The organism is Nitrosomonas sp., from assembly GCA_016703745.1.
Taxonomy (GTDB): domain Bacteria; phylum Pseudomonadota; class Gammaproteobacteria; order Burkholderiales; family Nitrosomonadaceae; genus Nitrosomonas.
Genome location: JADJBK010000006.1, coordinates 680844 through 707699 on the forward strand (window position 1 = coordinate 680844; position 26856 = coordinate 707699).

General features: G+C 50.0%; 24 protein-coding genes and 2 pseudogenes. 12 read left to right on the forward strand and 14 right to left on the reverse strand.

The window, feature by feature from the left end:
* Position 1 precedes the first annotated feature (1 nt).
* The 4 genes from hemB to IPG31_04220 form a co-directional block, all read right to left on the reverse strand.
* Positions 2–1006: a porphobilinogen synthase gene (hemB, locus tag IPG31_04205; GenBank protein MBK6617591.1), complete on the reverse strand. Its 1005-nt coding sequence runs from the start codon at positions 1004–1006 to the stop codon at positions 2–4.
* Between the two features lie 156 nt (positions 1007–1162).
* Positions 1163–1828 (reverse strand): YihA family ribosome biogenesis GTP-binding protein, encoded by a 666-nt coding sequence (locus IPG31_04210; protein ID MBK6617592.1) that lies wholly within the window; start codon positions 1826–1828, stop codon positions 1163–1165.
* 92 nt (positions 1829–1920) lie between these two features.
* Positions 1921–2679, reverse strand: coding sequence for a type III pantothenate kinase (locus tag IPG31_04215; protein MBK6617593.1), 759 nt, complete (start codon positions 2677–2679; stop codon positions 1921–1923).
* Positions 2680–2698: 19 nt separating this feature from the next.
* Positions 2699–3688: a biotin--[acetyl-CoA-carboxylase] ligase gene (locus IPG31_04220; protein MBK6617594.1), complete on the reverse strand. Its 990-nt coding sequence runs from the start codon at positions 3686–3688 to the stop codon at positions 2699–2701.
* Positions 3689–3829: 141 nt separating this feature from the next.
* Between IPG31_04220 and IPG31_04225 the strand changes: the two genes are divergently transcribed.
* Positions 3830–4252, forward strand: a complete 423-nt coding sequence (locus IPG31_04225) for a hypothetical protein (protein ID MBK6617595.1) — start codon at positions 3830–3832, stop codon at positions 4250–4252.
* Positions 4253–4254: 2 nt separating this feature from the next.
* On the opposite strand, the gene dapE is transcribed toward IPG31_04225, so the two are convergent.
* The 7 genes and pseudogenes from dapE to IPG31_04260 all read right to left on the reverse strand — a co-directional run bounded on the left by dapE (position 4255) and on the right by IPG31_04260 (position 10307).
* Entirely contained in the window at positions 4255–5394 is a 1140-nt protein-coding gene (gene dapE, locus IPG31_04230) for a succinyl-diaminopimelate desuccinylase (GenBank protein MBK6617596.1), read from the reverse strand.
* 20 nt (positions 5395–5414) lie between these two features.
* Positions 5415–6190 (reverse strand): annotated as a pseudogene (locus tag IPG31_04235) (ATP-binding cassette domain-containing protein).
* Positions 6191–6324: 134 nt separating this feature from the next.
* The gene (gene lipA, locus IPG31_04240; protein ID MBK6617597.1) at positions 6325–7275 is read right to left on the reverse strand and encodes a lipoyl synthase; all 951 of its coding nucleotides are present in this window, start codon (positions 7273–7275) and stop codon (positions 6325–6327) included.
* The gene (gene lipB / locus IPG31_04245) at positions 7272–7946 is read right to left on the reverse strand and encodes a lipoyl(octanoyl) transferase LipB (protein ID MBK6617598.1); all 675 of its coding nucleotides are present in this window, start codon (positions 7944–7946) and stop codon (positions 7272–7274) included. Before lipB ends, lipA begins: the two co-directional genes overlap by 4 nt.
* Positions 7947–7964: 18 nt before the next feature.
* Positions 7965–8231, reverse strand: a complete 267-nt coding sequence (locus IPG31_04250) for a DUF493 domain-containing protein (protein ID MBK6617599.1) — start codon at positions 8229–8231, stop codon at positions 7965–7967.
* Positions 8232–8243: 12 nt separating this feature from the next.
* Positions 8244–9104, reverse strand: a complete 861-nt coding sequence (locus tag IPG31_04255) for a D-amino acid aminotransferase (GenBank protein ID MBK6617600.1) — start codon at positions 9102–9104, stop codon at positions 8244–8246.
* A gap of 15 nt (positions 9105–9119) precedes the next feature.
* Positions 9120–10307: a D-alanyl-D-alanine carboxypeptidase gene (locus IPG31_04260; protein ID MBK6617601.1), complete on the reverse strand. Its 1188-nt coding sequence runs from the start codon at positions 10305–10307 to the stop codon at positions 9120–9122.
* 408 nt (positions 10308–10715) lie between these two features.
* On the opposite strand from IPG31_04260, the gene IPG31_04265 reads away from it, so the two are divergent.
* The 3 genes from IPG31_04265 to IPG31_04275 all read left to right on the forward strand — a co-directional run bounded on the left by IPG31_04265 (position 10716) and on the right by IPG31_04275 (position 16814).
* Positions 10716–13133 carry a TonB-dependent siderophore receptor gene (locus IPG31_04265; GenBank protein MBK6617602.1) on the forward strand — a complete coding sequence of 806 codons (2418 nt, stop codon included), beginning with the start codon at positions 10716–10718 and terminating at the stop codon, positions 13131–13133.
* A gap of 97 nt (positions 13134–13230) precedes the next feature.
* Positions 13231–15492, forward strand: coding sequence for a hypothetical protein (locus IPG31_04270; GenBank protein ID MBK6617603.1), 2262 nt, complete (start codon positions 13231–13233; stop codon positions 15490–15492).
* Between the two features lie 236 nt (positions 15493–15728).
* Positions 15729–16814 carry a multicopper oxidase domain-containing protein gene (locus IPG31_04275; GenBank protein MBK6617604.1) on the forward strand — a complete coding sequence of 362 codons (1086 nt, stop codon included), beginning with the start codon at positions 15729–15731 and terminating at the stop codon, positions 16812–16814.
* A gap of 280 nt (positions 16815–17094) precedes the next feature.
* On the opposite strand, the gene IPG31_04280 is transcribed toward IPG31_04275, so the two are convergent.
* Positions 17095–17310 (reverse strand): hypothetical protein, encoded by a 216-nt coding sequence (locus IPG31_04280; GenBank protein MBK6617605.1) that lies wholly within the window; start codon positions 17308–17310, stop codon positions 17095–17097.
* 81 nt (positions 17311–17391) lie between these two features.
* Here IPG31_04280 and IPG31_04285 point away from each other — a divergent pair, with 81 nt between their 5' ends.
* The 4 genes from IPG31_04285 to IPG31_04300 all read left to right on the forward strand — a co-directional run bounded on the left by IPG31_04285 (position 17392) and on the right by IPG31_04300 (position 20433).
* On the forward strand, positions 17392–17592 hold the full coding sequence (locus IPG31_04285) for a hemin uptake protein HemP (protein MBK6617606.1): 201 nt from the start codon (positions 17392–17394) through the stop codon (positions 17590–17592).
* Between the two features lie 298 nt (positions 17593–17890).
* Complete coding sequence (locus tag IPG31_04290) at positions 17891–18529, forward strand: DUF4198 domain-containing protein (GenBank protein ID MBK6617607.1); 639 nt, start codon at positions 17891–17893, stop codon at positions 18527–18529.
* Between the two features lie 152 nt (positions 18530–18681).
* On the forward strand, positions 18682–19662 hold the full coding sequence (locus IPG31_04295) for an IS5 family transposase (GenBank protein MBK6617608.1): 981 nt from the start codon (positions 18682–18684) through the stop codon (positions 19660–19662).
* 141 nt (positions 19663–19803) lie between these two features.
* Positions 19804–20433 carry a PepSY-associated TM helix domain-containing protein gene (locus IPG31_04300; GenBank protein MBK6617609.1) on the forward strand — a complete coding sequence of 210 codons (630 nt, stop codon included), beginning with the start codon at positions 19804–19806 and terminating at the stop codon, positions 20431–20433.
* Positions 20434–20609: 176 nt separating this feature from the next.
* Here the strand turns inward: IPG31_04300 and IPG31_04305 are convergent, their stop codons facing one another.
* Together IPG31_04305 and IPG31_04310 are read right to left on the reverse strand one after the other, a co-directional pair.
* Positions 20610–21347 carry an ATP-binding protein gene (locus IPG31_04305; GenBank protein ID MBK6617610.1) on the reverse strand — a complete coding sequence of 246 codons (738 nt, stop codon included), beginning with the start codon at positions 21345–21347 and terminating at the stop codon, positions 20610–20612.
* 30 nt (positions 21348–21377) lie between these two features.
* A pseudogene (locus IPG31_04310) lies at positions 21378–22805 on the reverse strand (IS21 family transposase).
* A 294-nt stretch (positions 22806–23099) separates the two neighbouring features.
* On the opposite strand from IPG31_04310, the gene IPG31_04315 reads away from it, so the two are divergent.
* From IPG31_04315 to IPG31_04330, 4 genes are all read left to right on the forward strand, one after another.
* Positions 23100–24431, forward strand: coding sequence for a TonB-dependent receptor plug domain-containing protein (locus IPG31_04315; protein ID MBK6617611.1), 1332 nt, complete (start codon positions 23100–23102; stop codon positions 24429–24431).
* 3 nt (positions 24432–24434) lie between these two features.
* On the forward strand, positions 24435–24731 hold the full coding sequence (locus IPG31_04320; protein ID MBK6617612.1) for an IS66 family insertion sequence element accessory protein TnpB: 297 nt from the start codon (positions 24435–24437) through the stop codon (positions 24729–24731).
* Complete coding sequence (tnpB, locus tag IPG31_04325; GenBank protein MBK6617613.1) at positions 24719–25069, forward strand: IS66 family insertion sequence element accessory protein TnpB; 351 nt, start codon at positions 24719–24721, stop codon at positions 25067–25069. Before IPG31_04320 ends, tnpB begins: the two co-directional genes overlap by 13 nt.
* Before the next feature lie 63 nt (positions 25070–25132).
* The gene (locus IPG31_04330; protein MBK6617614.1) at positions 25133–26734 is read left to right on the forward strand and encodes an IS66 family transposase; all 1602 of its coding nucleotides are present in this window, start codon (positions 25133–25135) and stop codon (positions 26732–26734) included.
* Positions 26735–26856 lie beyond the last annotated feature (122 nt).

Here is a 26856-nt window from a genome sequence, read left to right on the forward strand (position 1 = left end):
CCTATTTCTGCTGCAACCACATCGCGGCTTCCCGTGCGAAGTAAGTCAGAATTGCATCTGCGCCCGCACGCTTGAAAGATAGTAAGGCCTCGAGTACGCAGGCTTTTTCATCCAGCCAGCCATTGATTGCGGCTGCTTTCAGCATGGCATATTCGCCACTGACTTGATAAACGAAGGTAGGCACGCCGAATTCCTGTTTGACTCTGCGTACAATATCAAGATAAGGCATACCCGGTTTGACCATGAACATATCCGCTCCTTCCTGGATATCGAGCGCTACCTCATGCAGCGCCTCATCGGAATTAGCTGGATCCATCTGATAGGTATACTTATTGCTGGCGCCCAATGTTGCCGATGAACCCACTGCATCACGGAACGGGCCATAGAAGCTGGATGCATATTTCGCTGAATAGGCCAGTATGCGGGTATGGATGAAACGGTGTTGATCGAGTATGGCGCGAATTGTACCCACGCGGCCATCCATCATGTCGGAGGGGGCAACGATGTCAGCTCCTGCCTGGGCATGTACCAGCGCCTGCTGTTCCAGGACGCGCACGGTCTCATCATTCATCACATAGCCCTGTTCATCAATTAAGCCATCCTGACCATGGCTGGTGTAGGGGTCGAGCGCCACATCGGTAATAATGCCAAGCTCGGGAAAACGTTGCTTGAGCGCAGTTACCACACGTGGCACTAGCCCCTCCGGATTGAACGCTTCGTCTGCGGTCAGGTTTTTTCTGGAAGCATCGATTACCGGGAAAATGGCCAGTGCCGGTATGCCCAGTTGCAGACATTGTTCCGCCTGGGAAAACAGCAGATCGAGACTCTGACGAATAATACCCGGCATCGAGGCAACCTTCTCCTGCCGGTTGTTACCTTCCAGTACGAATACCGGAAGAATCAGATCACTGGCTTGCAGATGATGTTCACGTACAAGACGGCGGGAGAAATCATCTCGCCGCAGCCGGCGCATTCTTTTTTGTGGAAATTGAGAAAAAGGTGTCATTTTTTGTTTATTAGCAAGATCGAAAAATAAAAATAAAAATTCTTTGGAACTTTTTATACACTTGTCTTTCTTAAGAGTATGTAGTAAGCGTAGCAACTGTTTCTCGTCTTACCTCCCTGAGACGAGGTTCTTTTGAGCAAGGCGATTTACCCCGGTTTAATCCCCTTTGACCGGGGTTTTTTTTTGCCCGGATTCTGTGCTGGTAGTTTGCAATGCCTGCTCTGCACTCTCCAGCCAATTTTTCAGCAACAAGATGGCTTCATCTTTGCCTTCTGATGTCATGCTGGAAAATATTTGTACGCTTCCTGTAATCTGGTGTGCCGCCAGATAACTGCTAACATAGCGCAGTGTTTCAACAGCTTTGCTGCGACTAAGTTTATCCGCTTTGCTCAGCAGAATATGAACTGGTTTCCTGGTGAGCGCAAACCATTCAAGCATTTGTACGTCAAGCGGCATGATGGGATGGCGTATATCCATGATCAGCACCATTCCAAATAACGTCTCACGGGTTTGTAAGTACTGGCTCAATAACTCCGTCCAGTGTTGTCGGATAGCCAGCGGTACCTTCGCATAACCATAACCTGGCAAGTCAACGATGAAACGCCGCGCACCGAGTTGAAAGAAATTAATATGCTGCGTTCGTCCTGGTGTTTTACTGACAAAAGCAAAACGCCCTCTGCCAGCCAGGGTGTTGATTGCACTTGATTTACCTGCATTGGAGCGACCAGCAAAGGCAATTTCTACTCCTGATTCCTTGGGAAGATCACGCAACTGGTTGACCGTAGTATAGAACTCAGCTTTACTAAATAGTGCGTTTGTCATTATTGATTGCCACTTTCATTCATTTGAGGGTGCTCCTAAGAATAGGGATTTTTAGAGATGCCCTTGATTTATTCGGTTATCCCAATCCGCCCTTATGCCGGGTCAGGTTTCTCTCTGGCAATGATCCGCAGCCCTTCCAGCACCAGATTATCCATTATTTGATAGGGCAGGTGAATATGCTCACAAACCCATGCTGCATCACCGCCACTTATTATTACCTTTGGTAAAGAATGATCCCTATTGAGAGCAAGTAGAGCATACATTTTCTCGATTGCTCCGGTTAGTGCTTGAATCATGCCACTAAAAACGGCGTCACCAGTATTATTTGGAAAAGACTGGAATTTTCCACAGCCCTCCGTTCTGATGCCGTTTGTCTGATCAACCAGTGCCTGCTGCATTAATTTTGGTCCAGGCAGAATGATTCCCCCCCTAAATTCGGCGGTATCCGACAGGATATCGACTGTCATAGCGGTGCCAATATTAACGACAAGGCACTCTCGCTTCAAATGGTGCCAAGCCGCAATCAATGCAGCCCAGCGGTCAGCGCCCAATTGCCCGGGAAAAACATAATGGTTATATACGCCGCACTGTTTAACTTGGGCAGTTATCCACTGTTGACGCACCCGCCAATTGCCAAGTAACTCCCTGAGATCGTTGCTGACGGAACTGCCCGCAACATTGGAGACAATTATGTTGCTAACTGAAGGTAATTGCAGCAGAACCTGACGCAGCATGATACGTTCACTTTGTAATATTGAACCCTTTTCCACCCAGCGCAGACCATCGTGCAGTCCCCATTTGATAGCTGTATTGCCGGAATCAATCGCTAAAAGAGAAATAGAGTTATTCATTTAACAGGAAGTTTTTCTATCATGACAGGTGCCGCAGGCTTAATTCTCCCCCTCTCAACTGCAATTGTCCGCTTGACGTATCCAGCAGCAGCGCACCATCTTCTGCCACCCCGCTAACGATCCCCTTTCGATAACTGCCATCTGGAAAATTTACCAGTACGGGCTGATGATGGTAAGCGTGATAACGTATCCATTCGTCACGCATTGGCGAAAAACCTTGCTCTGTAAACAGGTGCAACACCTCCATCAGCTCCAGTAACAATACTGCCAACAGCCGATTTCGATCCGGGGGAGACGACATGATGCTCGCCAGATCGGTAGCTGCTTGATCGATCTGCTGTCTGACCGAATCCGTTATATGGACGTTCATCCCTATTCCGATCACAACCCTGACCGGACTTAGCATATCACCGTGCAGCTCAATCAGCACCCCTCCCAGTTTGTGAAAATGGTGCAGGATATCATTCGGCCATTTCAGGGAAATATCTGGAACACCAATTACGGTCAGCGCCCTCACGATGGCAATACCGACAGCCAGGCTCAATCCCCCGAGTGCCTGCATGGTACAAGGAGATGCCCATGATATCGAAAATGTCAAACTGTCCCCCAAACCGGAAAACCAGATACGTCCACGTCGGCCGCGTCCGCCGGTCTGAAGCTCGGCAGCCAGAACGGTGTATGGATTGTGATCTGGAAAAGCGGATTCAGCTGCATGCTGTTGCAGGATGGAATTGGTGGATTCAACACAATCTGCGATTGTGATTTGGAAGTTGTCTGCATACTTACCCAAATGGGTGCGTATCTTATCGGATTCGAGCCATTGCACCGGATTTAGCCAGCGATAACCTTTTCCAGTGACGCGATAAATGACGAGTCCATATTGGTCCAGATCTTGCAGTGCGTTGGAGATGCTTGCCCGGGATACCTGGAGCACTTCTCCCAGTGCTGTGCCAGAATGATAATTTCCATCACTTAACCTGCGCAGAATGGCAAAGGTCAGTGGTTTCATAAGCTTGCCGCCCAAAGCGTCCGTAACCCAAATCGGAATCGCGGCCAGAAAGATTTATGGCATGGCTTGATATAATGAAACGGCAGTTGATAGCGTAATTTCGATTCCAATTTTATTTATTCACAATCAGGAGGGATATTAATGGATATGCTCAGTATGGCGATTGGTTTTCTCGCGGGTGTTGCGGCAACCTATTTAGTCAGATTTTTTCTTTCAGACGATTCACAAAAACAAACATCAGTACCCACTGTCATCAAGAACGACGCGTTATCAGAGCAGCTATGGCGAACACACGAAAAACTGCTCAGGGAGATGCAACAGGACCTGAGCAAACCCGAGTTCCAGTTGCATCGTGAATTTGTCATTGATAAAAAGGGCTGGAACTGGAACCGGTTCGGATTTCATCGTCATGGCCCTTGTCTGGTTTATTTCATTGAAGATCACATTGACCTTCCCGGGCAGCTGGATACACTCGTCAGTAATGGCTTAATCAGCAAGATCGATGAGAAAAAAGGCAAATTCCACTTTAGTGAAAAATTTACAGAGTGGCTGCGTCGTAAATAGCATTATTCTTGACCTAGCAGATTCTCTAAAGTCAGACGATAAATACTGGACAGTTGTTCAATATCTGCAACCTCCACATACTCATTGAGTTTGTGGATGGTTGCGTTACGAGGACCAAATTCGACGACTTGCGGACAGATATCGGCTATAAAACGCCCGTCAGATGTACCGCCAGAAGTCGAAAGCACTGCCTCTATACCAGTAACCAGACGAATGGCCGAACTCAGTGCGTCGGCCAGACTGCCTTTTGGAGTCAGATAGGGTTTCCCAGAAAGCTCCCACAAAAGAGAGTAATTAAGCTGATGCCGATCGAGTATCGCATGGACACGTTCCTTAAGCGATTCCACGGTGCTCGCGGTGGAAAAACGAAAATTAAACAACATATTCACTTCTCCTGGAATGATATTGGTCGCACCGGTACCACCGCTGATATTGGAGATATGCCATGTGGTAGGTGGAAAGTATTCGTTACCCGTATCCCATGTAGTCTGTGCAAGCTCGTCAATAGCGGGCGCAACAAGATGGATCGGATTGCTGGCAAGATGCGGATAAGCGATATGCCCCTGAACACCTTTTACAGTCAGATTTCCAGAGAGGCTGCCGCGTCGTCCGTTCTTGACGGTATCACCCAGCACATCCGGGCAGGTTGGCTCTCCGACAATACAGTAGTCAATATTTTCGCCTCGTGCCCTAAGCGTCTCTACTACTTTTACCGTGCCCTCCGTTGCTGGCCCTTCTTCATCTGATGTAATCAACAGAGCAATCGAGCCTTTATGATCGGGATGATCGGCAACAAACGCCTCGATTGCCGTAATAAACGCCGCAAGCGATGTTTTCATGTCTGCCGCTCCCCGGCCAAATAATTTCCCATCGCGAATCACTGGAGTAAATGGATCGCTTTCCCACTGCGAAAGCGGGCCTGTCGGTACGACGTCGGTATGTCCGGCAAAGCATACGAGTGGCGCCGTATTGCCGCGACGCGCCCACAGGTTGTGTACTTCACCGTGGCGCAGATGTTCGTTATGAAAACCGGCGTTTGCCAGCCGGTTTGCCAGAATATTCTGGCAACCGTCATCATCAGGCGTCAAGGATCGGCGTGCAATCAGCATTTGAGCAAGTGTCAGGGTGGCAGCATTGGACATTTATTGTTCCTTGGAAAAGATTATTGAAGTGCGCGTAACGCATTCTGCCCGCGCACACCCAGAAAGAAATCCTCAATGAAGGGATGGGGGATCGTGATAATTTGTGGAATAGGACCCAGCGCAATCAGCTTTCGATCTGCCAGTACCGCTACCCGGTCAGAAATCGCAACGAGTGTATCCAGATCATGTGTAACCATGACGATGGTGAGAGTCAGCTCCTCACGCAAATCCTTGATGAGACTAACAAAACTATCACTCAGCGACGGATCCAGGCCGGCAGTCGGTTCGTCGAGAAACAGCAATTCCGGATCCAGTGCCAGCGCGCGTGCCAGCGCTACCCGCTTGATCATGCCACCCGACAACTCGGCTGGCATTTTATAGGCATGTTGGGACTGAACGCCCACCATATCGAGACGCAGCATCACTATATCGCGTATGACGCTCTCCCGCAGCACCCGCAGCTCCCGCAGTGGCAAGGCAATGTTGTCAAAACCGTTAACGCGCTAAAGAGCGCTCCCTGCTGAAACAGCACACCCACCCGCTGACGAAGGGTTTTCTGAATATCGCGCCCACAATCATTTCTGGCGTATCCAAAAACCTTGACACTACCTTGCGAGGGATGGCCCAATCCGAGCATTTGCCGCAACAGCGTAGTTTTACCACTGCCAGATCCCCCAACCAGCGTTAATACCTCCAAACGATTGACCGCCAGACTGATATTCTCATGCACGATATTGTCACCGAAGCGGGTATGTAATCCGATGATTTCAACGATTGGAGGGGTAGTAATGGTCATTTGAAATATTTCTAAGAATTCAGCATGACAAGCCCGTTAACAAAAGAAAATTATCCGCATACTATCCATTTGTAATCAATGGTATATTGGATTTTATGCATGCAGACTAACTGGCCATATTTTGCACTATCGAATCAGATTTCGGGTAATCCAGCCAGATGCGCCTGCTCATCGGCGTGGTAACTGGAACGTACCATTGGGCCGCAAGCGGCATGACTGAAGCCGAGATTGCGGGCGATGCGCTCGAAGGTTTTGAAATCTTCCGGCGCAACATAGCGCGCAACCGGGTGGTGACCGATACTGGGTTGTAAATACTGACCGATAGTCAACATATCAACCTGATGTTCACGCAGGTCACGCATGACCTCAATGATTTCCTCGTCACTTTCTCCCAGCCCCAGCATAAGCCCGGATTTGGTCGGAATAGACGGGTGCGCTTGTTTGAATTGTTTGAGTAGCGCCAGGGAATGGGCATAATCCGCACCGGGTCGGCATTGTTTGTATAATCGGGGAACCGTTTCGAGATTGTGATTCATGACATCCGACAAGCTGGCGGCTAGTTTTTCCAGCGCGACGTCGAGTCGACCACGGAAATCAGGTACCAAGACTTCAATGCGGGTACGGGGAGATTGCTCCCGTATGGCACGTATACAGTCTGCGAAGTGCTGCGCCCCGCCATCACGCAAATCATCTCGATCCACGCTGGTGATCACAACGTAATTGAGCTTGAGAATGGCAATCGACCGTGCGAGATGGGCTGGTTCTTCGGGGTCAGGTGGTTGCGGACGGCCATGAGCGACATCACAAAAAGGGCAGCGACGGGTGCAGAGATCGCCCAGTATCATGAATGTAGCGGTGCCATTGCCGAAACATTCGCCAATATTGGGGCAGGATGCTTCTTCGCATACCGTGTGTAAGCGGTTTTCACGAATCAGACGTTTGACTTCATGATATTTCTGGCTATTGGATGATCGTACCCGTATCCAGGAAGGCTTGCGTAACAGCTGATTGGTTTGCTGAGGATCAATTTTGATCGGGTTGCGAGCGGTTTTGGCTGCGCCACGTTGATGGGATTCAGCTGTCATGAGAGTGATTCCTCCTTGTTTGTTTGCATGCTATTCAGTTGCACCAGAAAATTTTCTACCAACTTTTTTTCCAGTATATCGATGGAAGCGGCAATGCCAAGCTCGCTCGTCTGGGTAATGCGTAGACCTGGAAAACCGCAGGGGTTAATGGCATCAAAGGGGGACAAATCCATTGCCACGTTTAATGCGATGCCATGATAACAGGCACCACGCCGGACTCTCAGGCCAAGTGATGCAATTTTGGCATCCTTCACATAGACCCCCGGCGCGTCGATACGGCTTTGTGCACAAATCAGATAGCTTTGCAGCAGGTTGATCACGGTATTTTCCATTTTTCTGACCAGCTCTCTGACGCCCAGTTGCCGGCGGCGCAAGTCAAGCAATAGATAGGCAATGAGCTGACCTGGTCCGTGATAGGTAATCTGGCCGCCACGATCTGTTCGGATTACCGGAATATTGCCGGGCGCCAGCAAATGTTCGGCCTTGCCTGCTATTCCCTGCGTATAAATCGGGGGATGCTGCAACAGCCAGATTTCATCAGGTGTCTCGCGAGTGCGTTGCTGAGTGTGATCGATCATCGCTTGCCAGGTATCAGCGTAATCCACCAGTCCCAGTTGCCGGATGATTACTGGAGTGGTGCAGGTTGATGGATGATCAGTTGTCTGGATGATGCTGCGCACGATGGGTGTCTATAGCAGCATGGATACCATCGGGTGATCATGTAACGCCTGATAGAGGGTATCGAGTTGTATGCGGGAGTGAGCCCTTATTGTGCAGGTCAGGCTCAAATAGGTACCATTTTTACTGGTTCTGGCTTCCAGGGTGGTTTCGTTAAAATCGGGAGCATACATTTTAACGATCACCAGCATGGCCTGGGTAAAACCTGGTTGTGCCTTACCCATGATTTTTACTGGAAAATCACAGGGGTACTGAATCAGGGAATCTTGCTCTGTCATGGGTGGTAAAAATCAGGATGACGCTTGCTTGCCACGCATTATGGTTGCTTTGTAATTCTGATAAAGCCCATTCAATTTCCGAAAAACTTCCCCCGGAAGCGTATTACCTATGGGCTGCCCATCCAGCTGAACAATAGGCAAAATTTCCTTGGTCGAGGATGTCAGCATGATTTCCTGCGCGGTACGTAACTCATGTTCTGTAATGTCACGCACTTCATGGTCTATTGCATTTGCTGCGGCCATTTCCAGAACCAGATCATAGGTAATGCCGGGCAGCATGCGGTGATCTTTGGGAGGGGCGAGCAGAATATGGTTCCTGACGATAAAAATATTGCTGGCAGCACCTTCAGTCAGTAATCCATCACGCAGCAGAATAGTCTCCATGGTGCGCGCATCCACTGCCAGCTGGCGTAAAAGTACGTTTGGCAGCAGGGAAATTGCCTTGATGTCGCATCGACCCCAGCGGTTATCCTGTGCAGTAATCGCGGCCACACCAGTCGTCAGGAGTTCCTGACTCGGAATGGCCAGAGGGGTGCTCATCATAAAAACGGTTGATTCGACTCCAGCAGGGAAGGCATGATCCCGCTTGGCGACACCACGGGTAATATGTAGATAAAGATACTGATCTTCTCCTTCATTTTGTGCAATGAGGGACTCAATCAAGTTGCGCCAGTGCGATATCGTGTAGGGATTGGTCAGGCGAATCCCATCCAGACTATGCTGCAGGCGTGTCAAATGTTCGTCGAGCCGAAATGGCAGTCGAGAATAAACTGGAATAACCTCGTAGATGCCGTCACCAAAAATAAATCCCCTGTCCAATACCGGGACGTAGGCCTGCTCGATCGGCAGAAATTTACCATTAAGATAGATCATGCTGGTATTCGCCTGTCAGTTAAACAACATTTTCAGATTGTCCCATGCACGCCCGATAAAACTGGCGGTATCAACCGTCTCAAGCGCAATCAGGGGGTAGATAGCAATTTCCTGTCCATCGAGCACAAATTTCACCTGGCCAATTTGCTGCCCCCTGGCAACCGGCGCAACCAGAGGTTGCTTGTATTCCATTCTTGCCTTGAGCTTCTCCGACTGCCCTCTGGGAAGCGAAAAATTGATGTCCCGGTCAAATCCAGCCTTTATTTTATCTTGTGCGCCTTTCCAGATACGAAGATCAGCCGCAGGCTGATGTTTTTTATAAGGGCGCGCCGTATCATAAAACTGGAATCCGTAATTGAGCAAACGTTGACTTTCCGTGCTGCGCGCATTCGGCGAGGCAGTTCCCATAACCACCGAAATCAAACGACGATCATCGCGTTTGGCGGAGGTGATCAGGCAATAGCCAGCCGCCTTGGTCCAGCCTGTTTTTACACCATCCACATTGGGATCAAGCCACAACAAGCGATTGCGATTTGGCTGGGTAATGCCATTGTAGGTATATTCGCGCTGTGAATATAGCGGATAGTATTGTGGAAAATCACGAATGATCGCAGTTGCCAGCAAATTCAGATCATGTGCTGTACTGTAATGATCCGGGTGGGTCAGGCCGGTGGTGTTGGTAAAATGCGTATTGTGCATACCTAAACGTTTGGCCTGCTCATTCATCAAATGCACAAAAACATCTTCTCCTCCGGAGATGAGCTCAGCCAGGGCAACGCAGGCATCATTACCGGACTGAATAATCATACCGTGGATCAGCTCATTCACCGTAACAGGTTTGTTGGGCTCAATAAACATGCGTGACCCTTCCATACGCCAGGCTTTCTCGGATACGGGCGTAACCTGATCCAGCGCGATTCGCTCCTGCTTCAACGCAGCAAATACGATATAAGCCGTCATCAGCTTGGTCAGCGAAGCGGGATCTAAACGCTCATGGGGATTGTGGCTGGCAAGCAGCTGACCACTGTGAAAATCACTCAGCACGTATGATCTGGCTGCCACCGTCAGCTCTGGTTGCTGCGCAGCAACAGGAATGGTTATGATCAGAAGCAACAGAGAAATGAAGGCATGCCAAACGATCGTCACCAGACCTTGCCTTGATTTCGACTCTCTTGGCTGCAAGGAAAAACAGGTAAATTCCATACGTATCATGATGCTGAAATGGGTAAAAAGAAAAGGGTTAGGAGTTATCTAAAAAACACCGAGCGTAGCCGAGATTATACAGGGCGCTTCCAGAAATTCAGAGGTTGATACTGGAAGAGATATAAATAAAAATAGTCACTACTCACCCCTCAAAAATACTTGGCAGGTTTTTGGATAAGCAAAATTTAATTTTGTATCTGACAGCCAGATCTTTGCAAAAATTACCTTGAATCGATCATTAAGGTAATGACAGTACTGTAATCAGCCGGGCTGATAAATTTCGATTAAATATGTGTGGCAGATTCCATTTCACTTCACAAAATCAAGGTATAATCAATAACAATTCTCATTACCGTTATTCTTAACGATTCCATTTAAATCGCCGTAAAATAGATTTCAGACCCCACTATGATTATTTTAGACTTTACTAAACGCATTGATTTTAAAAAATTATTACTTGCCCTGAGTTTGGTACTGATTTTATTGTCCGAATCTGGCTTGACGGAACCGCTTGATAATACCCCCTCTCCTGCCGTACAAACCTATCATATTCCTGCCGGGTATCTGCACGATGCATTAACGCAACTTTCGCAGCAGGCAGGAATAAAACTGGCTATCGACCCAGCGTTGTTGCAGGGAAAAGTAACACTGGGATTAACCGGTGATTTTGATTTTAAATCAGCATTGGATCAATTGCTTGCAGATTCAGATCTGCAAGCCGTGCAGCGGAGCGGCGGTTATGCCATTACCACCGCCACCACAACAGCCGAGCCCGCCATTACAACCTTGCCTTCAATACAAATCACGGCCAGTAATACCAACCGGTATGCAGCGGTGAGTTCCAGCACGGCAACAAAAACCAATACCTTGCTGCGCGATGTGCCTCAATCTATCACGGTCATAACCAATGAGTTAATCAAGGATCAATCGATCCGGAGTATTGGTGATGCTGTCCGCTATGTGCCTGGTGTCGGCGTCTCCCAGGGCGAAGGCAATCGCGACGCACTTGTGTTTCGCGGCAATCGCTCAACCGGCGATTTTTTTACCGATGGCATCCGCGATGATGTCGAGTATTTCCGTGATCTTTACAATACAGCACGCGTTGAAGTACTGAAAGGCGCCAATGGCATGATTTTTGGCCGAGGTGGCTCGGGTGGCGTGGTTAATCGCGTCACCAAGCAAGCTAATTGGGATCCGGTGCGGGAATTTTCATTCCAGGGTGGATCGTACAATCAGAAAAGAATAAACGCGGATGTCGGTCATGTCATCAACGATGTGGCAACAATTCGCTTGAATGCCTTATACGAAAATGCCGGCAGCTTCCGGGACGGCGTCAGCATGGAACGGCTGGGAATCTCCCCAACCGTGACCCTTAAACCAACCCCTCGCACCAAAGTAATTGCCGGCATGGAGCGCTTTCATGACGATCGCACTGCGGATCGGGGCGTTACCTCGGTTTTGGGCCGTACTGGAGCAGTAACCGGTCCTGTCGATGTCAGCCGGTCGCAATTTTTCGGAGATCCCCGGCGTAGTCCCACGCATGTCGATGTCTTGTCGTTCCATTCCCTGATTGAACACAAATTCGATTCGGGCGTTATGCTGCAAAACCGTACTAATTATGCGACCTATGATAAGTTTTATCAGAATGTCTTTGCCAATGGCGGATTGAATACCGTGACCGGTTTGGTTTCAATAGGAGCGTATAACAATACGACATCGCGCGAGAACGTCTTCAACCAGACGAATCTGCTGTATACGGTAAATACCGGGCCTGTTTCGCATACGCTGATGGCGGGTGTCGAAGTCGGCCGCCAGGAAACCCATAACAGGCGCGCGACTGGCCTGTTCAATAATGATCCGGCCAATACCAATCTGCTGGTTTCCTTGAGCAATCCGGTCACCAATGTTCCGATCACGTTCAGAACACGGGATTCGGGCGGGGATCTGGATGCGCTGAACCGCAGCGTTGTCAATATCACTTCGCTCTATATTCAGGATCAGATTGAGATCATTCCCCAGCTCCAGGTAATTGCCGGGGTGCGCTATGATTTGTTTGAAGTAGATTTTCAGCAGAAAAATGGCCCGAGGGATCACTTGAAATCAAGGGATGACTTGATTGCACCCCGTTTTGGTGTGGTCTATAAACCGTTTCAGCCGGTTTCGTTTTATGCCAGTTACAGCCAGGCCTACGTGCCACGGGCCGGTGATCAGCTCACGGCTTTGAACGTCACGGTTGAAACACTCAAGCCAGAAAAATTTGTAACGCTGGAAACCGGAGTCAAATGGGATATTCGCCCTGATCTGGCCTTCACCACCGCTGTCTATCAATTGGACCGCAGTAATGTCATCAATTCGGTTGTCGGAGGGCAGACTTTTCTGACCAAAGGCCAGCGTACCGAAGGTGTCGAAGTCGGTCTCGCCGGGCAACTGACGCCCAATTGGAGTGTGATGGGCGGTTATGCCTATCAGGTGGGGGAAATTACCAGCGATATCCTGGGGATCGCACGGAAAGGGGCAACAGTTGCGGAGCTTCCGCGTCACACCTTCTCAGTGTGGAGCCGCTATGATGTTACGCCCATGTTCGGCGTGGCTGTGGGGGTGATTCACCGGGGCGACATGTTTGCCTCACTGACCAACCGGGTCAGCGTACCCGATTTCACGCGCGTCGATGCGGCGCTTTTTGCGCAGTTTACCAAGCGGTTCCGTGGCCAGTTGAATATCGAGAATTTGTTCGATACCCGATACTTTGCTGCGGCACACAACGATTTCAATATTACGCCGGGTTCACCGATTGCGGTCAGAGCGACACTGATCGCTAATTTCTAGCAGATGGCGATTGATGAGTGTTTTTTTATTTGCTTTAGTAAATAATAATCATTATCATTACGATCCGCATTAACAAATTCCAATAGGAGATTTAAAAATGTTTTTATTTAAGGAACTCGCAAACTCGCTGCGCCGGTCGTTGCTGGTGAGTTTGTGCTTTATGGCATTCGGTATCGGCAATGCGTTAACTGTAGCCGCCTCATCCAACGTTGCAGTGATTGAATCCGCAGTGACTGCTTTTAAAAAAATTGGAACGTTGCGTAGAGAATTCCCCATTAATGGAGATGCAATTGCGACTGAATATGCTGGTGCTCTGCAAGTATTAACGCAGGAAATCGATACCACTAATTCCCTGGCGCTGGACAGTGATGTGCTAACTGCAATCGATGATATTCAAAACGATCACGCACCCAGGCTTGCAGCGCAGGTTGTCGACAAAACACTGCAACGCGTGTTTTATCAAAGTATCTGGAATCGTATTGCCGCCATTCGCGACCAATTTGAAACCGGCACACTGGATACTTTAACCGCCATGCTGAACGAATCGGAGGCTGCATTCCAGGCCATTTCCGGTACCGTCGCAAGAGAAAACCAGATTTTGACAGCCGACCGGCAAGCGCTTGAAGCTGGCAGCAACCCCGGGATCGATGTTGAGGTCAACGATCACTTTTCAAGGGTCAGGGCCGCAATCAATAAGAGCAATCCAGCAGAAGATTTTGTTACGGTGCAAATCGCCCGGTATGCGATTCGGATGTCGCTTGCACGAGCCTACTATATAGGGGTACTACGTGAAGTCTCCGGTATTATCAAAAACAGGAACCTGGATCCTGATGAAACAAGGGTTTTGCAGAAAGAAGGAGAAATTTTTTATCGCATCATTGAATCGCTGGTAGCGAGAGGCAATCCTGCCGGTAGCTTGAGGATAAAAACACAATTGACAGGCGACCCATCAAAAGTTGTTGCCGACGAGATTATCAGCGAGTTAGGTAAAGGGTTTATCGGCCGGGTAGTGGCCGAGATGAACGGTCAAGCCACAGCAATTACCGAGCAAGACCGCGCACACGCAGTGGCAGAAGCAGCGGGTGCCAAATATTTTGCCCGGATTCTACTGCCTGATCTTGAAGTGCGACTGGGCGCCGCTGATCGAAACAGTCTGGAAAGTGAATTAGAAAACTTACTGACTGCCAGCAACGAATTAAGCTCACCAAAATCCGAGCAGGCACGTAATGCCATATCGGTGATTCTGACGAAGTATGAGAATGAACTTAACCGGGCTAACTATGAAATAACCCAACACACCGCCATCATAGAAAATGCGCTGGCCAATTATCAGGCAATCGATATGCTGCGGAACCAGGCACCAATTGATGGAGATGCAATCGCCGCAAAGTATTCAGGGGATTTACAGCAACTGGCACAACTGGTCGATTCGCTCTATGGACAAACGGTTGATCAAGATGTATTGGCGGCTATCGCACAGATCAAGTCAGGTAATCAAGTACCTTTGGCTTTACAGGTGATCGATAAGTCGTTGCAGAGAACCTTTGCTCTGGTAGTTTACGATCGAATTACACTGGCATTGGAGCAATTCGATAATTTATCAACCGATGCACTGCTGCTTGAATGGGATAGAGCGTACACCGCCTACCTGGCTATCGCCAAAACGGCAAATAAAGGAGACAAAGTACTTTCAGCGGACAAGCTGTCGATTGTATCGGGTAGTGATCCGGATCTGGACTATCAAATCACCTCTGCTTTTGTTTTAGGCAAGCAAGCGCTTGATAAAGCGGATGCAGAAGATATCTGGTCATTGGCTTTGGCGCGTGAAAATATCGTTATTCCGTTGGTCAGGAGTTTCCTGATCGGAGTGCTGCGTGAAGTGGAAGGTATTATCGCGAATAGAATTAGTGAGGTTGATGAGGCCAGAGAAAAGCAAATCGAAGGTGACTATTTTTATCGTATCGTGGAAAGTTTCATCGCGCAGGATAACCCGTCTGGCAGCAATCAAATCAAGACACAGCTCACCGGTGACTTGTCGAGTGTCGTTGCCGACCAGATCGTCAGTGAAATCAGCAGAGGCATTCTGGGACAGATTAAAAGAAGTATCCAGCAAATCGAAGTCAATTACATAAGTGGCGATAAAAACCAGGCTTTATCGACCCTGGAAAGATTATCGCTCTATTCCGGTATTTTTTCATCTGATCTCAACCAGCGTCTGGGCACGCCCAAGCGTTCCAGTCTGGAAAATGCAATACGAGATCTGAAAGACGCAATTAATACCGGAAATACCGGCAGAGCTGTTGCATTGCGATCGATATTGACCACGATTATTGCAGAATACGAAGACAAGCTATTTTAAAAATATAATTTTCCACTTGCCGTCTTAGGACGGCTATCCGAGAATAGCGATCGTAGCGAGGGCGAGAGCTGTTTAGGCAGGCTTGTCTGCAGTAGATCAGTCTATTCTCGGACGGCCTCCTGGCCATTCTGCGAGTGGAGGCCGTATTTGAAGTCACGCTTCCCGCAGACGAATGAAAGGAATCATCAATGCCAGTCATTACGCTTGCGCTTATTTTAAGCAGGAGAAACATTCACATGTTACAAAATAAAATTTTGGGTTTTGCCGTGATTTTGATATGGATTGCATTGAGTGGCAATCCAGTTTCTGCCAGATCAGTAGAACGAGTTTATTGGATAGCGGCTGACGAAGTGCAGTGGGATTACGCACCTTCTTTTCCTGTCAATCCGATGACCGGCAATGAATTCGACGCAGATCAGCGCATCTTCGTGGAACACGGGATCGGACGGCGTTATTTAAAATCAGTTTACCGGCAATATACCGAAGGGTTTGGCGCCATCAAACCGCGCAGTGCCGAAGAAGAGCATCTGGGCATACTCGGGCCAATCATTCGTGCGGCTGTCGGGGACCGGATCATCGTTCACTTCAAAAACAATACACGTTTCCCGGCAAGCATCCATCCTCATGGCGTTCAATATACCCAGGCGCATGAGGGTGCTGCGCACGCTCATGCCGCAGGCGGTGCCCATCAACAACATGGCGTGGTCGCGCCAGGGGGAGAACACACTTATGTCTGGGATGTTCCAGAGCGCGCCGGACCAGGCAAAAATGATCCATCATCGATTGCCTGGATTTACCACAGCCACATAAACGAGCCTGCCGAAACCAATGCCGGATTGATCGGCCCGATTATCATCACCCGCAAGGGACAGGCAAAACCGGACGGTGCGCCACGAAATATCGAGCGTGAATTCATCTCGTTATTCACCGTGTTCGATGAAAATGCCAGCCTGCATCTGGCAACCAATCTATCCGCCTGCGCAGATTCCTGCGATCCGGAGAATGAAGTCTTCGCGGAAAGTAATTTGATGCACGGCATCAATAGACTGGTTTATGGTAACAATCAAGGCTATTTGATGCGCAAGGGAGCGCGCGTGCGCTGGTATATCCTGGGCATGGGAACCGAGGTGGATCTGCATACGCCGCATTGGCACGGCGCGACGCTGCTGCACAACGGCAACCGCCTGGATGTGACCGAAGTGCTGCCGGCGGCGACCAAAACACTGGACATGCAGCCCGATGTGAAAGGTGAGTGGATGTATCACTGTCATGTCAATGACCATATCAGTGCCGGTATGATGTCAACTTATACGGTTGAATAATCAATGGATTATGGGGAGGATGTGGGATCTGGATGGATTAGTTGTAAGATTTGATTCCATGATTCCATGCGTCGTTTCCTGACTGCTGGATAATTTTAATTCAAGGACTTTGGGTTCTCGGGCTGTAAGATTTATACAAGCACCAGGGTTTATTGCTGTGCTTGGAGCTTGGATTCGCATCTGCAGATTGCAAAAATTGCATCTCATAATTTATCTGATATATGAGCAACCAAGAGATTTATGCATTTGAGTGTTTGGCCAGATTTTTTGATAAAGCGGATTAAAGCACACTATCAACGGCCGCATTCTCGGCAACCTCGAAGGCTATGAAATACGTCTGGGCAAGCGTATCCGCTTGCATGGATAGAGACGGTTGTTGGCTCACGGCCACCGCACTGATGTGGTCGAGGTGCTCTTGCCCGCCAGCATGCTGGCGGGAATGTCCACCCACTGGCGCGTGTTGCCGTAACCAATACCTGACAATAGCTCCTTTCAAAAAAAGTCTTCATCAAGCAGAATTCCAGAAATTCAAGATTTATGTTGACAGTGTGAATAGTAATCATTATCATTCTTATCTATGAGTAAGCAATTTCACGGGTCTATTAAATCTACGGATTTAGATATCCCGCAAAAACAGAACGCAATAGCGCTTTCACGTCCATGCTTGATTAGCACGGAACAACTATTTGGGTCAGCGCGCGAAGTAGTCATTGCGCATAAAGGTGCAGAATACCGCCTGCAAATTACCCGTAACGAGAAACTCATCCTCACCAAATAAACAACCCGCACCGCCAGCCAGCCTTTCAAGCCAGCCAGCCAGGAACCATTTAACTGTGTCCGGAGGCTATATGCACTTTCAAGAAACAATTATAACTGATTGATTATATGAGACATAAAAATATCCATTTGCCAACTTCATCATGTTTCTTTTAAACGCCTTGCGGTAGAAGGCCGATTACTACGCTAAAAACACGAACAAGAAACTGCACTGAATCCAGTCAGGCGCGCTCTGCCCTGCTGGGTACGTCGCGAGCACTCAGCTCACCTTGACATCAAATACTGAAAGGAAAACTTCAATGAGCTCCACACAAACTATCCTCGTCGCCGTCATGAGCGGTCTGCTCAGCCTCAATGTCGCCGCCCACTCGCTATGGCTAGAAGGCGACACTAACGCCAGCAAGCTTTATTTCGGCGAATACGATGAGAATCTGCGTGAACCCTCGCCAGGAAGACTCGACAGCATCATTGCGCCGATAGCAACCGTGATTGATGCCACAGGCGCAGAGAGGTTCGTCAATGCCAGCCGCAACGGCAATCACTTTGATATTCCTGGTGGCATACAGTACTGGTACAGGCACTCGCAACCCGTACGTGAACCACAGGCAGAAAACTCCATTCCTGCGCAAAAACGTTTTTTCTATGCACGCCTTGGTAAAGGCGGCAGCTTGCCGCTGGATATACTACGACCCAGTGCAAATTTGTTGCGCTTGAGTTTCATGGGCAAGCCCCGGGCCAAAACTGAGATTGTCATCACCGCGCCCAGCGGCTGGCAAAAACATCTGCATACGGACGAAAATGGTGAAGCTGGTTTTTCACTGCCGAAACCTGGCCTCTATGTTGCTGAAGCGAGGCACACGCTAGATAATCCCGGAGAATCTGATGGTAAAGCCTACGCTATCGAGATCCACATTGCCACGCTTAGTATTTACAAATGAGCAACTTGTCCTCTGATACTCGCATAGGTAACTCACGTTCGAATGAACCAAAAGGTTATCTGTTCTTAAGGAACCTCTGATTAATTCCCCGCAAGTAATATAATTCTGCATCAAACTTTTTCGAGAAGCTATTCATGAAACCTTACCAACAGATGAGTTTTGCTGATGCCGAATACGCCAATAAGGGCAAAGTCACGCGCCGCGAGAAGTTTCTCGATCAACTTGATGGATTATTGCCTTGGCAGGCTATGATTGATGTTATTGAACCACACTATGCGCCAGGCAATGGGCGTGGCCGCAAACCATTTGCCTTGGAATTGATGCTGCGCGCGCATGTTGCGCAAATTATCTACAACTATTCCGATCCGGGCATGGAAGATGCGCTGTATGAGATTGAATCACTGCGCCGTTTTTGCGGCATTCGTCTGGAAGCCGTGCCGGATGAAAGCACCATTTTGCAATTTCGGCATTTACTGGAAAAACACGGGTTAATGGATCAGATCTTCCAGGTCATCAACCAAACGCTGGGTGAGCGTGGGTTGTTCTTGAAAGCCGGCACCATCGTCGATGCCAGCCTGATTGCCGCGCCGACTTCAACCAAAAATAAGAGCCGGTCGCGTGATCCAGAAATGCATTCCAGCAAAAAGGGCAATCAATGGTTTTTCGGCAGCAAGTTTCATATCGGCGTCGATCATGAAACCGGGTTGGTGCATACGCTCAAAGTAACCTCGGGGCATGTCAGCGACGTTGCCGAAGCCGCCGCCCTGCTGCATGGCGAGGAACAGTTTGTTCATGGCGATGCCGGATATCAGGGGCTGGATAAACGCCCGGAGATGCCGGCGGAAAGCCCTCCAGCCTGCGTGATCGCGATGCGTCCGGGCAAACTGGCCAGGCTCACGAAAGACGATTCCGGGGCGGCTCAACTACTGCGCGGTGCCGCCCGTGAGCTGGCGAAACGCCGCGCCAAAGTCGAACACGTGTTTCGGGATATCAAAATCCGCTTTGGGTATGCTAAAAATCGCTATCGCGGCCTGGCCAAAAATGCGGCCCGTTTGACCTTCCTGACAGCCATTGCCAACGTCATCCGTGGTGATGCTTATGAACGTCGATGTCTTGTTGCGTCTGAAATTTGAAAACAAGCCAGTAAATGAGCTTGTTTCCAGAGAGGAACGGCTGTTTTCATAAAAATCAGCGTCACTATTTGAAGTAGTGGTCAGTTTTTGAGTGACTGCCGTTCAGAATGTTTGTTTTTCAGAGGTTCCTTAACACAGCGCATGAAACGGGGTGGCCGCTTTGTCGTTTGGCTACGCCGTACTCATGCATGGTTAGGCTTATGGGGAGCAGTATTGGGATTGGTGTTTGGTGTATCGGGCATCCTACTCAATCATCGCAGCGAGATGAAAATTCCACTTGCTAAACAACAGGAAATCCGCCATAAATTGATGCCTCCTGCTGCCAGCCTGCAATCGCCCGAAACGCTGGAAACTTGGCTACGCGCGGAATTCAAGCTGCCCGATGCCAAGTCCCGTATCCAGAAAAAACCCGCCAGCCCGGTTCCCTGGGGTGGCGGTCTGATAGAACAACCGGAAAACTGGCGCGTCACGCTCATTACCCCCGACCTTAGTGTGTCTGCGGAATACTGGAAGGGTGACGCAGACACGCATATTGAGCAAAAAAATGCCAATGTTTGGGCAGTGCTAAACAATCTGCATAAGGGAAGTGGCATGTCCAATGCCTGGATATTGCTCACCGACACCTTGGCAGGGGGGCTGCTGATTCTGTCAATCACCGGCACCCTGCTATGGAGTCGTTTACATGGCCCGCGGCTTTTGGCAGTGGGCTTGATCGGCACGACCCTCACCGCTTCGTTCGTCCTTATGTTCCAAACCCTGTCACCATCATGAAGCCGCTTATCTCCGGGTGGTTGACACCCGAACATCCTACCAAGATTCAGGAATGTGCGCAAAACGACAACATGGTCCCTATGCACAGGAACGAGCAATGCCGCAGGCTATCTCGCGTCAATTATCTTGGCCGCTTTGACGACAATTATGATGGCCGGTTGAGTTTATTAGCTACTTCATGATTTTTTCTGGTTTTTCCTCCTATAACTTTCACTGTCGATTTCGATGATGGTTGCGTGATGGATGATCCGGTCGATGGCGGCAACAGTCATCATGGTGTCGGGGAAGATTTGATCCCACTGGCTAAAAGGCTGGTTTGAAGTAATGATGAGACTTCCGCTTTCATAGCGATGGGCAATGAAGTCAAACAATACTTGTGTTTCCGAATCGGTCTTTTTGACATAGCCGATATCATCAACGATCAGTACACGGTATTTATCCAGCCGCGTCATGGCGGACATCAAGTCCAGTTCTTTCCTGGCTTGCTGCAGAAGTTGAACGAGTGCGGTAGCTGATATCCACTTGACGCGGATGCCTTGTTCAATCAAATGCAACCCCAATGCTGCCGCCACATGTGATTTGCCGACACCGGAGGGACCGATCAGCAACACATTGTCTGCCTGGCTTGCCCAGTAGGTATTGTCGCGCAGCGTGATGATTTTTTTCTGAGCGGCTTGAGGCAGTTCGGTCAGAGCCAGAGTGGCAAAGCTTTTGCCGCGCGGTAGTCTGGCTTCATGCGTCCAGTTGCTGATTCTGCTTTGGAAGCGCTGGGCGACTTCCTGTTCGCACAGGGCGGCGAGATATTGGCTGTAGCTCCAGGCGTGTTCTGCGGCTTGATCCTGGAAGTGCCGGTAATGCTGGCCAAAGGCAGGGAGTCTGAGTTCCTTGAGCATCAGTGGGAGCGATTCAGACATGAGCTGCCCTCCTTGCGTTGCCCAGTTTCCGCTGAGGAGTTGATCGTAGGTATCCGCAGTGTGTTGTTTAATTGGGATGTCCGGCTGTGGCGCATGCTGCCGCAGAAATCGCTTTTGCAGTGTTTGCAGTTCAGGTAGCGGATGTTGTTGCAACAATTCAGCGGCCAACTGGCTCTCGCAATCATAGTCGTAGGCAAAACGCAGCACTGATACCATCCATTTGCAAGCGAGTCCGGGATCAAATTGTTGTTGTACCCGCGCCCACAGCTGGTGATACTGTGGCGTTGGCAACAGATCATCCCGCAGCCGGGAAAAGCGAAAGGCTTGTGGCTTTGCCGCCAATGCATGAATCACATGACGGTAATCGATGCGCCGGGCGCGTCCTTCCGGCGCTTTCGGATACGCGCGCGGTAAGGTAATGACCGGTGTTTGGCCGACAAAGCATTCCAGACGATCGTGATAGAGATGAACCCGGATGTTCTCGCCAATGAGTCTGGATGGCACACTGTAGAGTCCCCGTTTGACCGCTATGGTGCTACTGGTGGTCACTTTGACGGTCAGTTCACTGAAGTCCATGAAGCGGTAGCGTGGCAGTGGCTGGAGATGCGATTGCTCTTCCGCCAATCGCCCCCTGCAGCGCAGATTGAGCTTATCGACGATCCGTTCAAGAAAACGGCGGTAGGCACCCACACTTTCGAAATCCGCAGATCCCCGCAGTTTGATCGCCTGCTCAATCCGGTGTTTGAGCGAACCATGGGCATTTTCTACGGCGCCATTTTCATGGCTGACGCCCAGGTTATTGACCGTAGGCTTCATGCCATAGTGTTGACACAGCGCCGCATAAGATTGCGTGAGTTCTTGTTTTTGGCTCGCATTGACGTATGCGGCACTCAGGCTGTCGGTGCGATGTTCCCTGGGCACGCCGCCCAGTTTATGCAAGGCGGTCTGCAAACCATCGGCCAACGCACTATAACTTTCCCCGCCCCGGATGATATGAACCGCGCGCCAATGACTATAAGCCAGACGAAACTGATACAGCAGGTGATCAAATGGTTTGCCTGCAATCGTGATTGCCGTGCGCGGCCAGGTAAAATCGGACAACCCCTGGTGCCCGGCAGGCACCGACTGGCAAAACATGACCGCCTTACCGGGACCTTGCGTTGCCCGCCAGTGTTTTACACGGCGCTGCAAGCTTCTGAGCAATTTCTCCGGGTATTGGCCGGGATATCGATCATCCAGGTACTCCCAAAGCGTAGTCCCGGTCAGTTCAGGTTCCCCGTACAGCAATGGAACCAATTCGGTCTCCCAAACCAGCTCAAAGGATCCTGGCGCGTGCGCCATTGCCGTTGCGACTTCTCCACCCGCACACCCTTCTCAATCCTGCGGCCACTGCGGATACTTACCCCCCGCTTTCGCTGCCGCTGTCTCCTGACCATGCCCTATCTGACGATTCTTCATATAAATAGCTTCCTGTTGATGAGTGATATGTTTTCCAGGCAAGTTCTTTCTCCTTATATAGAAAAGAACTCATACTGATACTTTCACTCAACCGGTCAAGATAATTGTCGTCAGACCGGACAGGTTAATTGTCGTCTAATAGCAGGCACATTACCCGTAACGAGGAATTCATGTTTACCCAATAAACAATCCGCTTTTACCCACAGCCAGCCAGCCTTTCAAGTCAGCCAGCTAGAAACCATAACTGTATCTGGAGGCTATACGAATATGAACAGAAACTTGCTGGCTGTGTTGATGATCTCCTTGGCGTGTTCCACTCACGCGCAAGAGACAGCGAAACAACCTAAGGAAGCTGCGGCCACAGTCGCGCAATCGAACACGGTACCCCTGAGTAGGGAGGTAATACTTAATGAAGTGAAGATCATGACCAATCGGGTGCGAGCGGGATCTCCTGACGATGTAGCGGGGACGGGTAGCAAGACGGATACACCGCTACGGGATATCCCTGCCAGCGTCGCAGTAGTACCGGCGGCCATATTGCGCGAGCAGGGCGCATATACCATGAACGATGCGATGCGCAATGTCAGCAGCATTCAACCTCATATGGCGGGTGGCTATGGATTTGCCGACCAGTTCACCTCGCGCGGTTTACTGATGAGTTTTTTACGCGACGGGATACCCGATGGGCCTGCGCAAAATGGCTATACCCGTACCATGTACGATGTTGACCGGATCGAGGTACTGAAAGGCCCAGGCTCTGCGCTATTTGGCGCAGGCAACCCTGGTGGCAGTATCAATATGGTCACCCTAAGACCACAAGATAAATTTGGCTTATCCATGGGGACTTTTCTTGGCAGTTTCGGGACGCGTAATGGTTATCTCGACCTGACTGGCCCCATGGGCCAGCGTGTTGCCGGACGTGTTATTGCAGATATAGAGCATGCCGATGGTTTTCGTGGCCTCACGCGCGACATTATGGAGATTTCTCCCAGTATGACCTGGAACATAGCCAATAATAAAACGCTGAGAATTGATTTTAACCACCGCGATATTCAAGTTAAACCCGATAACTTCGGTATTCTTTTCGATGCCAGAGGCGATCTTGCCAATGTATCCCGTGAGACACGCTACTACACGCCATTTAATAAAACAAATCAGAAAATTGACCGTATTGGAGTTACCCACGATTGGATAATATCCGACACACTAAGCATGCGCACGGCAGTTGCGTATGACCACCGAGACTTGGATTTAATAAGAAATCTTTCGGCTACTGTATCGTTAGCCAATGATGCCGTAACGGGGCGAAATGCGCGTAGACAATCTGATAGTGCTAATTACACCACTTTCCAGAATGAGTTAATCTGGAAAACAAATACTGGCCTGGTTAATCACACACTATTGGGCGGAATTGAATATAAAAATACGAATATTAAGTCAAATGTTGATATATATCTCTTCCCTGATATTGCCAATATTCGTAACCCCGTCATTACGGAAACCTCACTGTCAGGAAACACAAATTTTCAACTGTTTGACCGAAAGATGGTAACCGTCCAACGCTCCCATCTACGCAATCACAATTTTCTGGATTATTCTCCTCTGCATTACCTTACAGGAGGATAAGCCATGGCATTACAGGATGATAAGCAAAAGCATATCAGCAACTGGCAAACGAGCGGTTTGTCGCAGGCAGCCTATTGCCGGGCGCTCGGGTTGAATGCGAAGACGTTTGGGAATTGGTTGCGCGCTCACCGGCGTGGGCGCGATGATATCAAGCTGCCAGCCTTGATTCCGGTTACGATCAAGCCGACAGCAGCGTCAGTGGAAGTATTGCAGCTTCGCTGTCACGGTACGCATGTGTTGGAATTACCACTGAGCGTTTCCCCGCGATGGCTGGGAGAATTGCTGTCATGTCTGGGTTGATTGCGCACGCGGGTAAGATCTGGCTGGCGGTCGATCCGGTGGATATGCGTCGCGGCATGGATGGCTTATCGATGATTGTGCAGCAGGTATTGGGTCACCCGCCCTGCGCGGGTTCGGCGTTCATATTCTGCAATCGCGCGGGCAATCGCATCAAGGTCTTGCTGTGGGATGGCACGGGGGTGTGGTTATGTCAGCGCCGCCTGCATCAGGGGCGGTTTGTCTGGCCGAGGCAGGATGCGGCGTGTGTCGAGTTAGCGCTATCGCAGTGGGAATGGTTGATTGCCGGCGTAGACTGGCGGCGTTTATCGGCGCGGCCACAATGGCATTTTCAGGTGTAGAAAATATGTAATAGTTGTTTATTAACAGGCGGTTGATTGCGATTTCGTGGTATAATTCATCTCATGAATTCACTGGCGCAACTGGATCAACTCAACCTCGATACGGCCACCAAACAACAGGTGGTCAATCTGGTTCAGGCATTTCAGCTTGATCTGACCCAGCAAACACAGCAGACAGTTTATGCGCTGGAACTCAAGATTCAGGCGCTCACCCTGGAATTGGCGCATCTGCGCCGTATCCGATTTGGCAGGAAAAATGAAGCGTTGTCTGCCTTGTCACCCAGGCAGCTTTCTTTGTTTGAAGAATCGGCGCTGACCGATATCACGGCCATTGAGGCTGAAATCGAACAGATCAACAGCACACCAACCCCCAATGCCACCAAAGTGCCGCGTACCCGCGCCGGTCGTCAGCCGCTGCCAGATCACCTGCCGCGCATCGAACACCGGCATGAACCCGCATCCTGCCAATGTGACCGATGCGGTTGCGATCTGACTAATATCAGAGAAGACATCACCGAGCAGCTCGACGTGGAACCCGCCAGATTCTTCGTTCATCGCCACATTCGCCCACAGTACGCCTGCAAATCCTGTGAAACCATCACGGCAGAACCCGTGCCACCGGCAGTCATCGATGGCGGCATGGCCGCCCCGGGCCTGCTTGCCTGGGTGATGACAAACAAATACCTGAATCACCTGCCACTTTATCGCCTGGAGCAGATTGCTGCCCGTGACCAGGTCACGCTGCCCCGTTCCACCCTGGCCGAATGGGTAGGCCGTACCGGCGTAGCCCTGCAACCATTGGTCGATCGCCTAACCTGGCATCTACTGCAGGGCAACACGCTGCATGCCGATGAAACACCAGTTGCACAATTGGAACCCGGTCGCGGCAAAACCCGTAAAGCCTACCTGTGGGCCTACCGCAGCAATGATCTTGAACCCGGGCCGCGTATCATCGTCTTCGACTATCAAGCTGGCCGTAGCGGTCAGCATGCGCGGCACTTTCTGCAAAATTGGCAAGGACACCTGATGGTCGATGACTATGCTGGGTATAAAGCACTTTTTTCCACAGCCACATCGCCTTGCGTCGAATTGGCGTGCTGGGCGCATGCGCGACGCAAATTCTTTGACCTGTACCAGGCCAATGCCAGCACGATGGCATTGGCAGCGATACAGCGCATCAGCGTCTTATACGCAATCGAAGCAGAAGGCAAAGACCTGAGCATCGAAGATCGTCTGCAACTGCGGGCAGACAGAAGCCTGCCCGCACTGCATGCATTGCATGACTGGCTGATGCAAACCCGTAGCCAGACCGCAAATGGCGGCGGCTCCGCCAAAGCACTCGACTATACCCTCAGACGCTGGCCAGGTCTCATCCGCTACGCACAAACCGGCTCTCTTCCGATCGACAACAACCCGGTGGAGAACACCATCCGCCCGATCGCAATCGGCAAAAAGAATTGGCTATTCACCGGATCGGAACGTGCCGGTCAACGCGCCGCTGCCATTCAAACCTTGTTCGGTACCGCGCAACTCAACAAACTCGATCCCGCCGCATGGCTTGCAGACACCCTCGCCAGACTACCGACCTGGCCCAATAACCGCATCGATGAATTGCTGCCACTTACACCAGCGTTCATTCAATCACTTAAACAGCAGGAAAGATAGATGGGAGCGTTGGACGGTTACGAAAGATGACCAGCGATACCATTTCTTTCTATGGGAACCTCTGATTAATTCCCCGCAAGTAATATAATTCTGCATCAAACTTTTTCGAGAAGCTATTCATG

Excerpts from the sequence above, each read along its gene's own strand:
- IPG31_04265 (MBK6617602.1), top strand. The coding sequence starts at position 10,716 with ATGATTATTTTAGACTTTACTAAACGCATTGATTTTAAAAAATTATTA.
- IPG31_04215 (MBK6617593.1), bottom strand. The coding sequence starts at position 2,679 with ATGAATAACTCTATTTCTCTTTTAGCGATTGATTCCGGCAATACAGCT.
- dapE (MBK6617596.1), bottom strand. The coding sequence starts at position 5,394 with ATGTCCAATGCTGCCACCCTGACACTTGCTCAAATGCTGATTGCACGC.
- IPG31_04210 (MBK6617592.1), bottom strand. The coding sequence starts at position 1,828 with ATGACAAACGCACTATTTAGTAAAGCTGAGTTCTATACTACGGTCAAC.
- IPG31_04300 (MBK6617609.1), top strand. The coding sequence starts at position 19,804 with ATGAAACGGGGTGGCCGCTTTGTCGTTTGGCTACGCCGTACTCATGCA.
- IPG31_04275 (MBK6617604.1), top strand. The coding sequence starts at position 15,729 with ATGTTACAAAATAAAATTTTGGGTTTTGCCGTGATTTTGATATGGATT.
- lipA (MBK6617597.1), bottom strand. The coding sequence starts at position 7,275 with ATGACAGCTGAATCCCATCAACGTGGCGCAGCCAAAACCGCTCGCAAC.
- IPG31_04290 (MBK6617607.1), top strand. The coding sequence starts at position 17,891 with ATGAGCTCCACACAAACTATCCTCGTCGCCGTCATGAGCGGTCTGCTC.
- IPG31_04225 (MBK6617595.1), top strand. The coding sequence starts at position 3,830 with ATGGATATGCTCAGTATGGCGATTGGTTTTCTCGCGGGTGTTGCGGCA.
- hemB (MBK6617591.1), bottom strand. The coding sequence starts at position 1,006 with ATGACACCTTTTTCTCAATTTCCACAAAAAAGAATGCGCCGGCTGCGG.
- IPG31_04295 (MBK6617608.1), top strand. The coding sequence starts at position 18,682 with ATGAGTTTTGCTGATGCCGAATACGCCAATAAGGGCAAAGTCACGCGC.
- IPG31_04285 (MBK6617606.1), top strand. The coding sequence starts at position 17,392 with ATGAGTAAGCAATTTCACGGGTCTATTAAATCTACGGATTTAGATATC.
- IPG31_04220 (MBK6617594.1), bottom strand. The coding sequence starts at position 3,688 with ATGAAACCACTGACCTTTGCCATTCTGCGCAGGTTAAGTGATGGAAAT.
- IPG31_04330 (MBK6617614.1), top strand. The coding sequence starts at position 25,133 with ATGAATTCACTGGCGCAACTGGATCAACTCAACCTCGATACGGCCACC.
- tnpB (MBK6617613.1), top strand. The coding sequence starts at position 24,719 with ATGTCTGGGTTGATTGCGCACGCGGGTAAGATCTGGCTGGCGGTCGAT.
- IPG31_04260 (MBK6617601.1), bottom strand. The coding sequence starts at position 10,307 with ATGGAATTTACCTGTTTTTCCTTGCAGCCAAGAGAGTCGAAATCAAGG.
- IPG31_04270 (MBK6617603.1), top strand. The coding sequence starts at position 13,231 with ATGTTTTTATTTAAGGAACTCGCAAACTCGCTGCGCCGGTCGTTGCTG.
- IPG31_04305 (MBK6617610.1), bottom strand. The coding sequence starts at position 21,347 with ATGTCTGAATCGCTCCCACTGATGCTCAAGGAACTCAGACTCCCTGCC.
- IPG31_04320 (MBK6617612.1), top strand. The coding sequence starts at position 24,435 with ATGGCATTACAGGATGATAAGCAAAAGCATATCAGCAACTGGCAAACG.
- IPG31_04250 (MBK6617599.1), bottom strand. The coding sequence starts at position 8,231 with ATGACAGAGCAAGATTCCCTGATTCAGTACCCCTGTGATTTTCCAGTA.
- IPG31_04315 (MBK6617611.1), top strand. The coding sequence starts at position 23,100 with ATGATCTCCTTGGCGTGTTCCACTCACGCGCAAGAGACAGCGAAACAA.
- IPG31_04255 (MBK6617600.1), bottom strand. The coding sequence starts at position 9,104 with ATGATCTATCTTAATGGTAAATTTCTGCCGATCGAGCAGGCCTACGTC.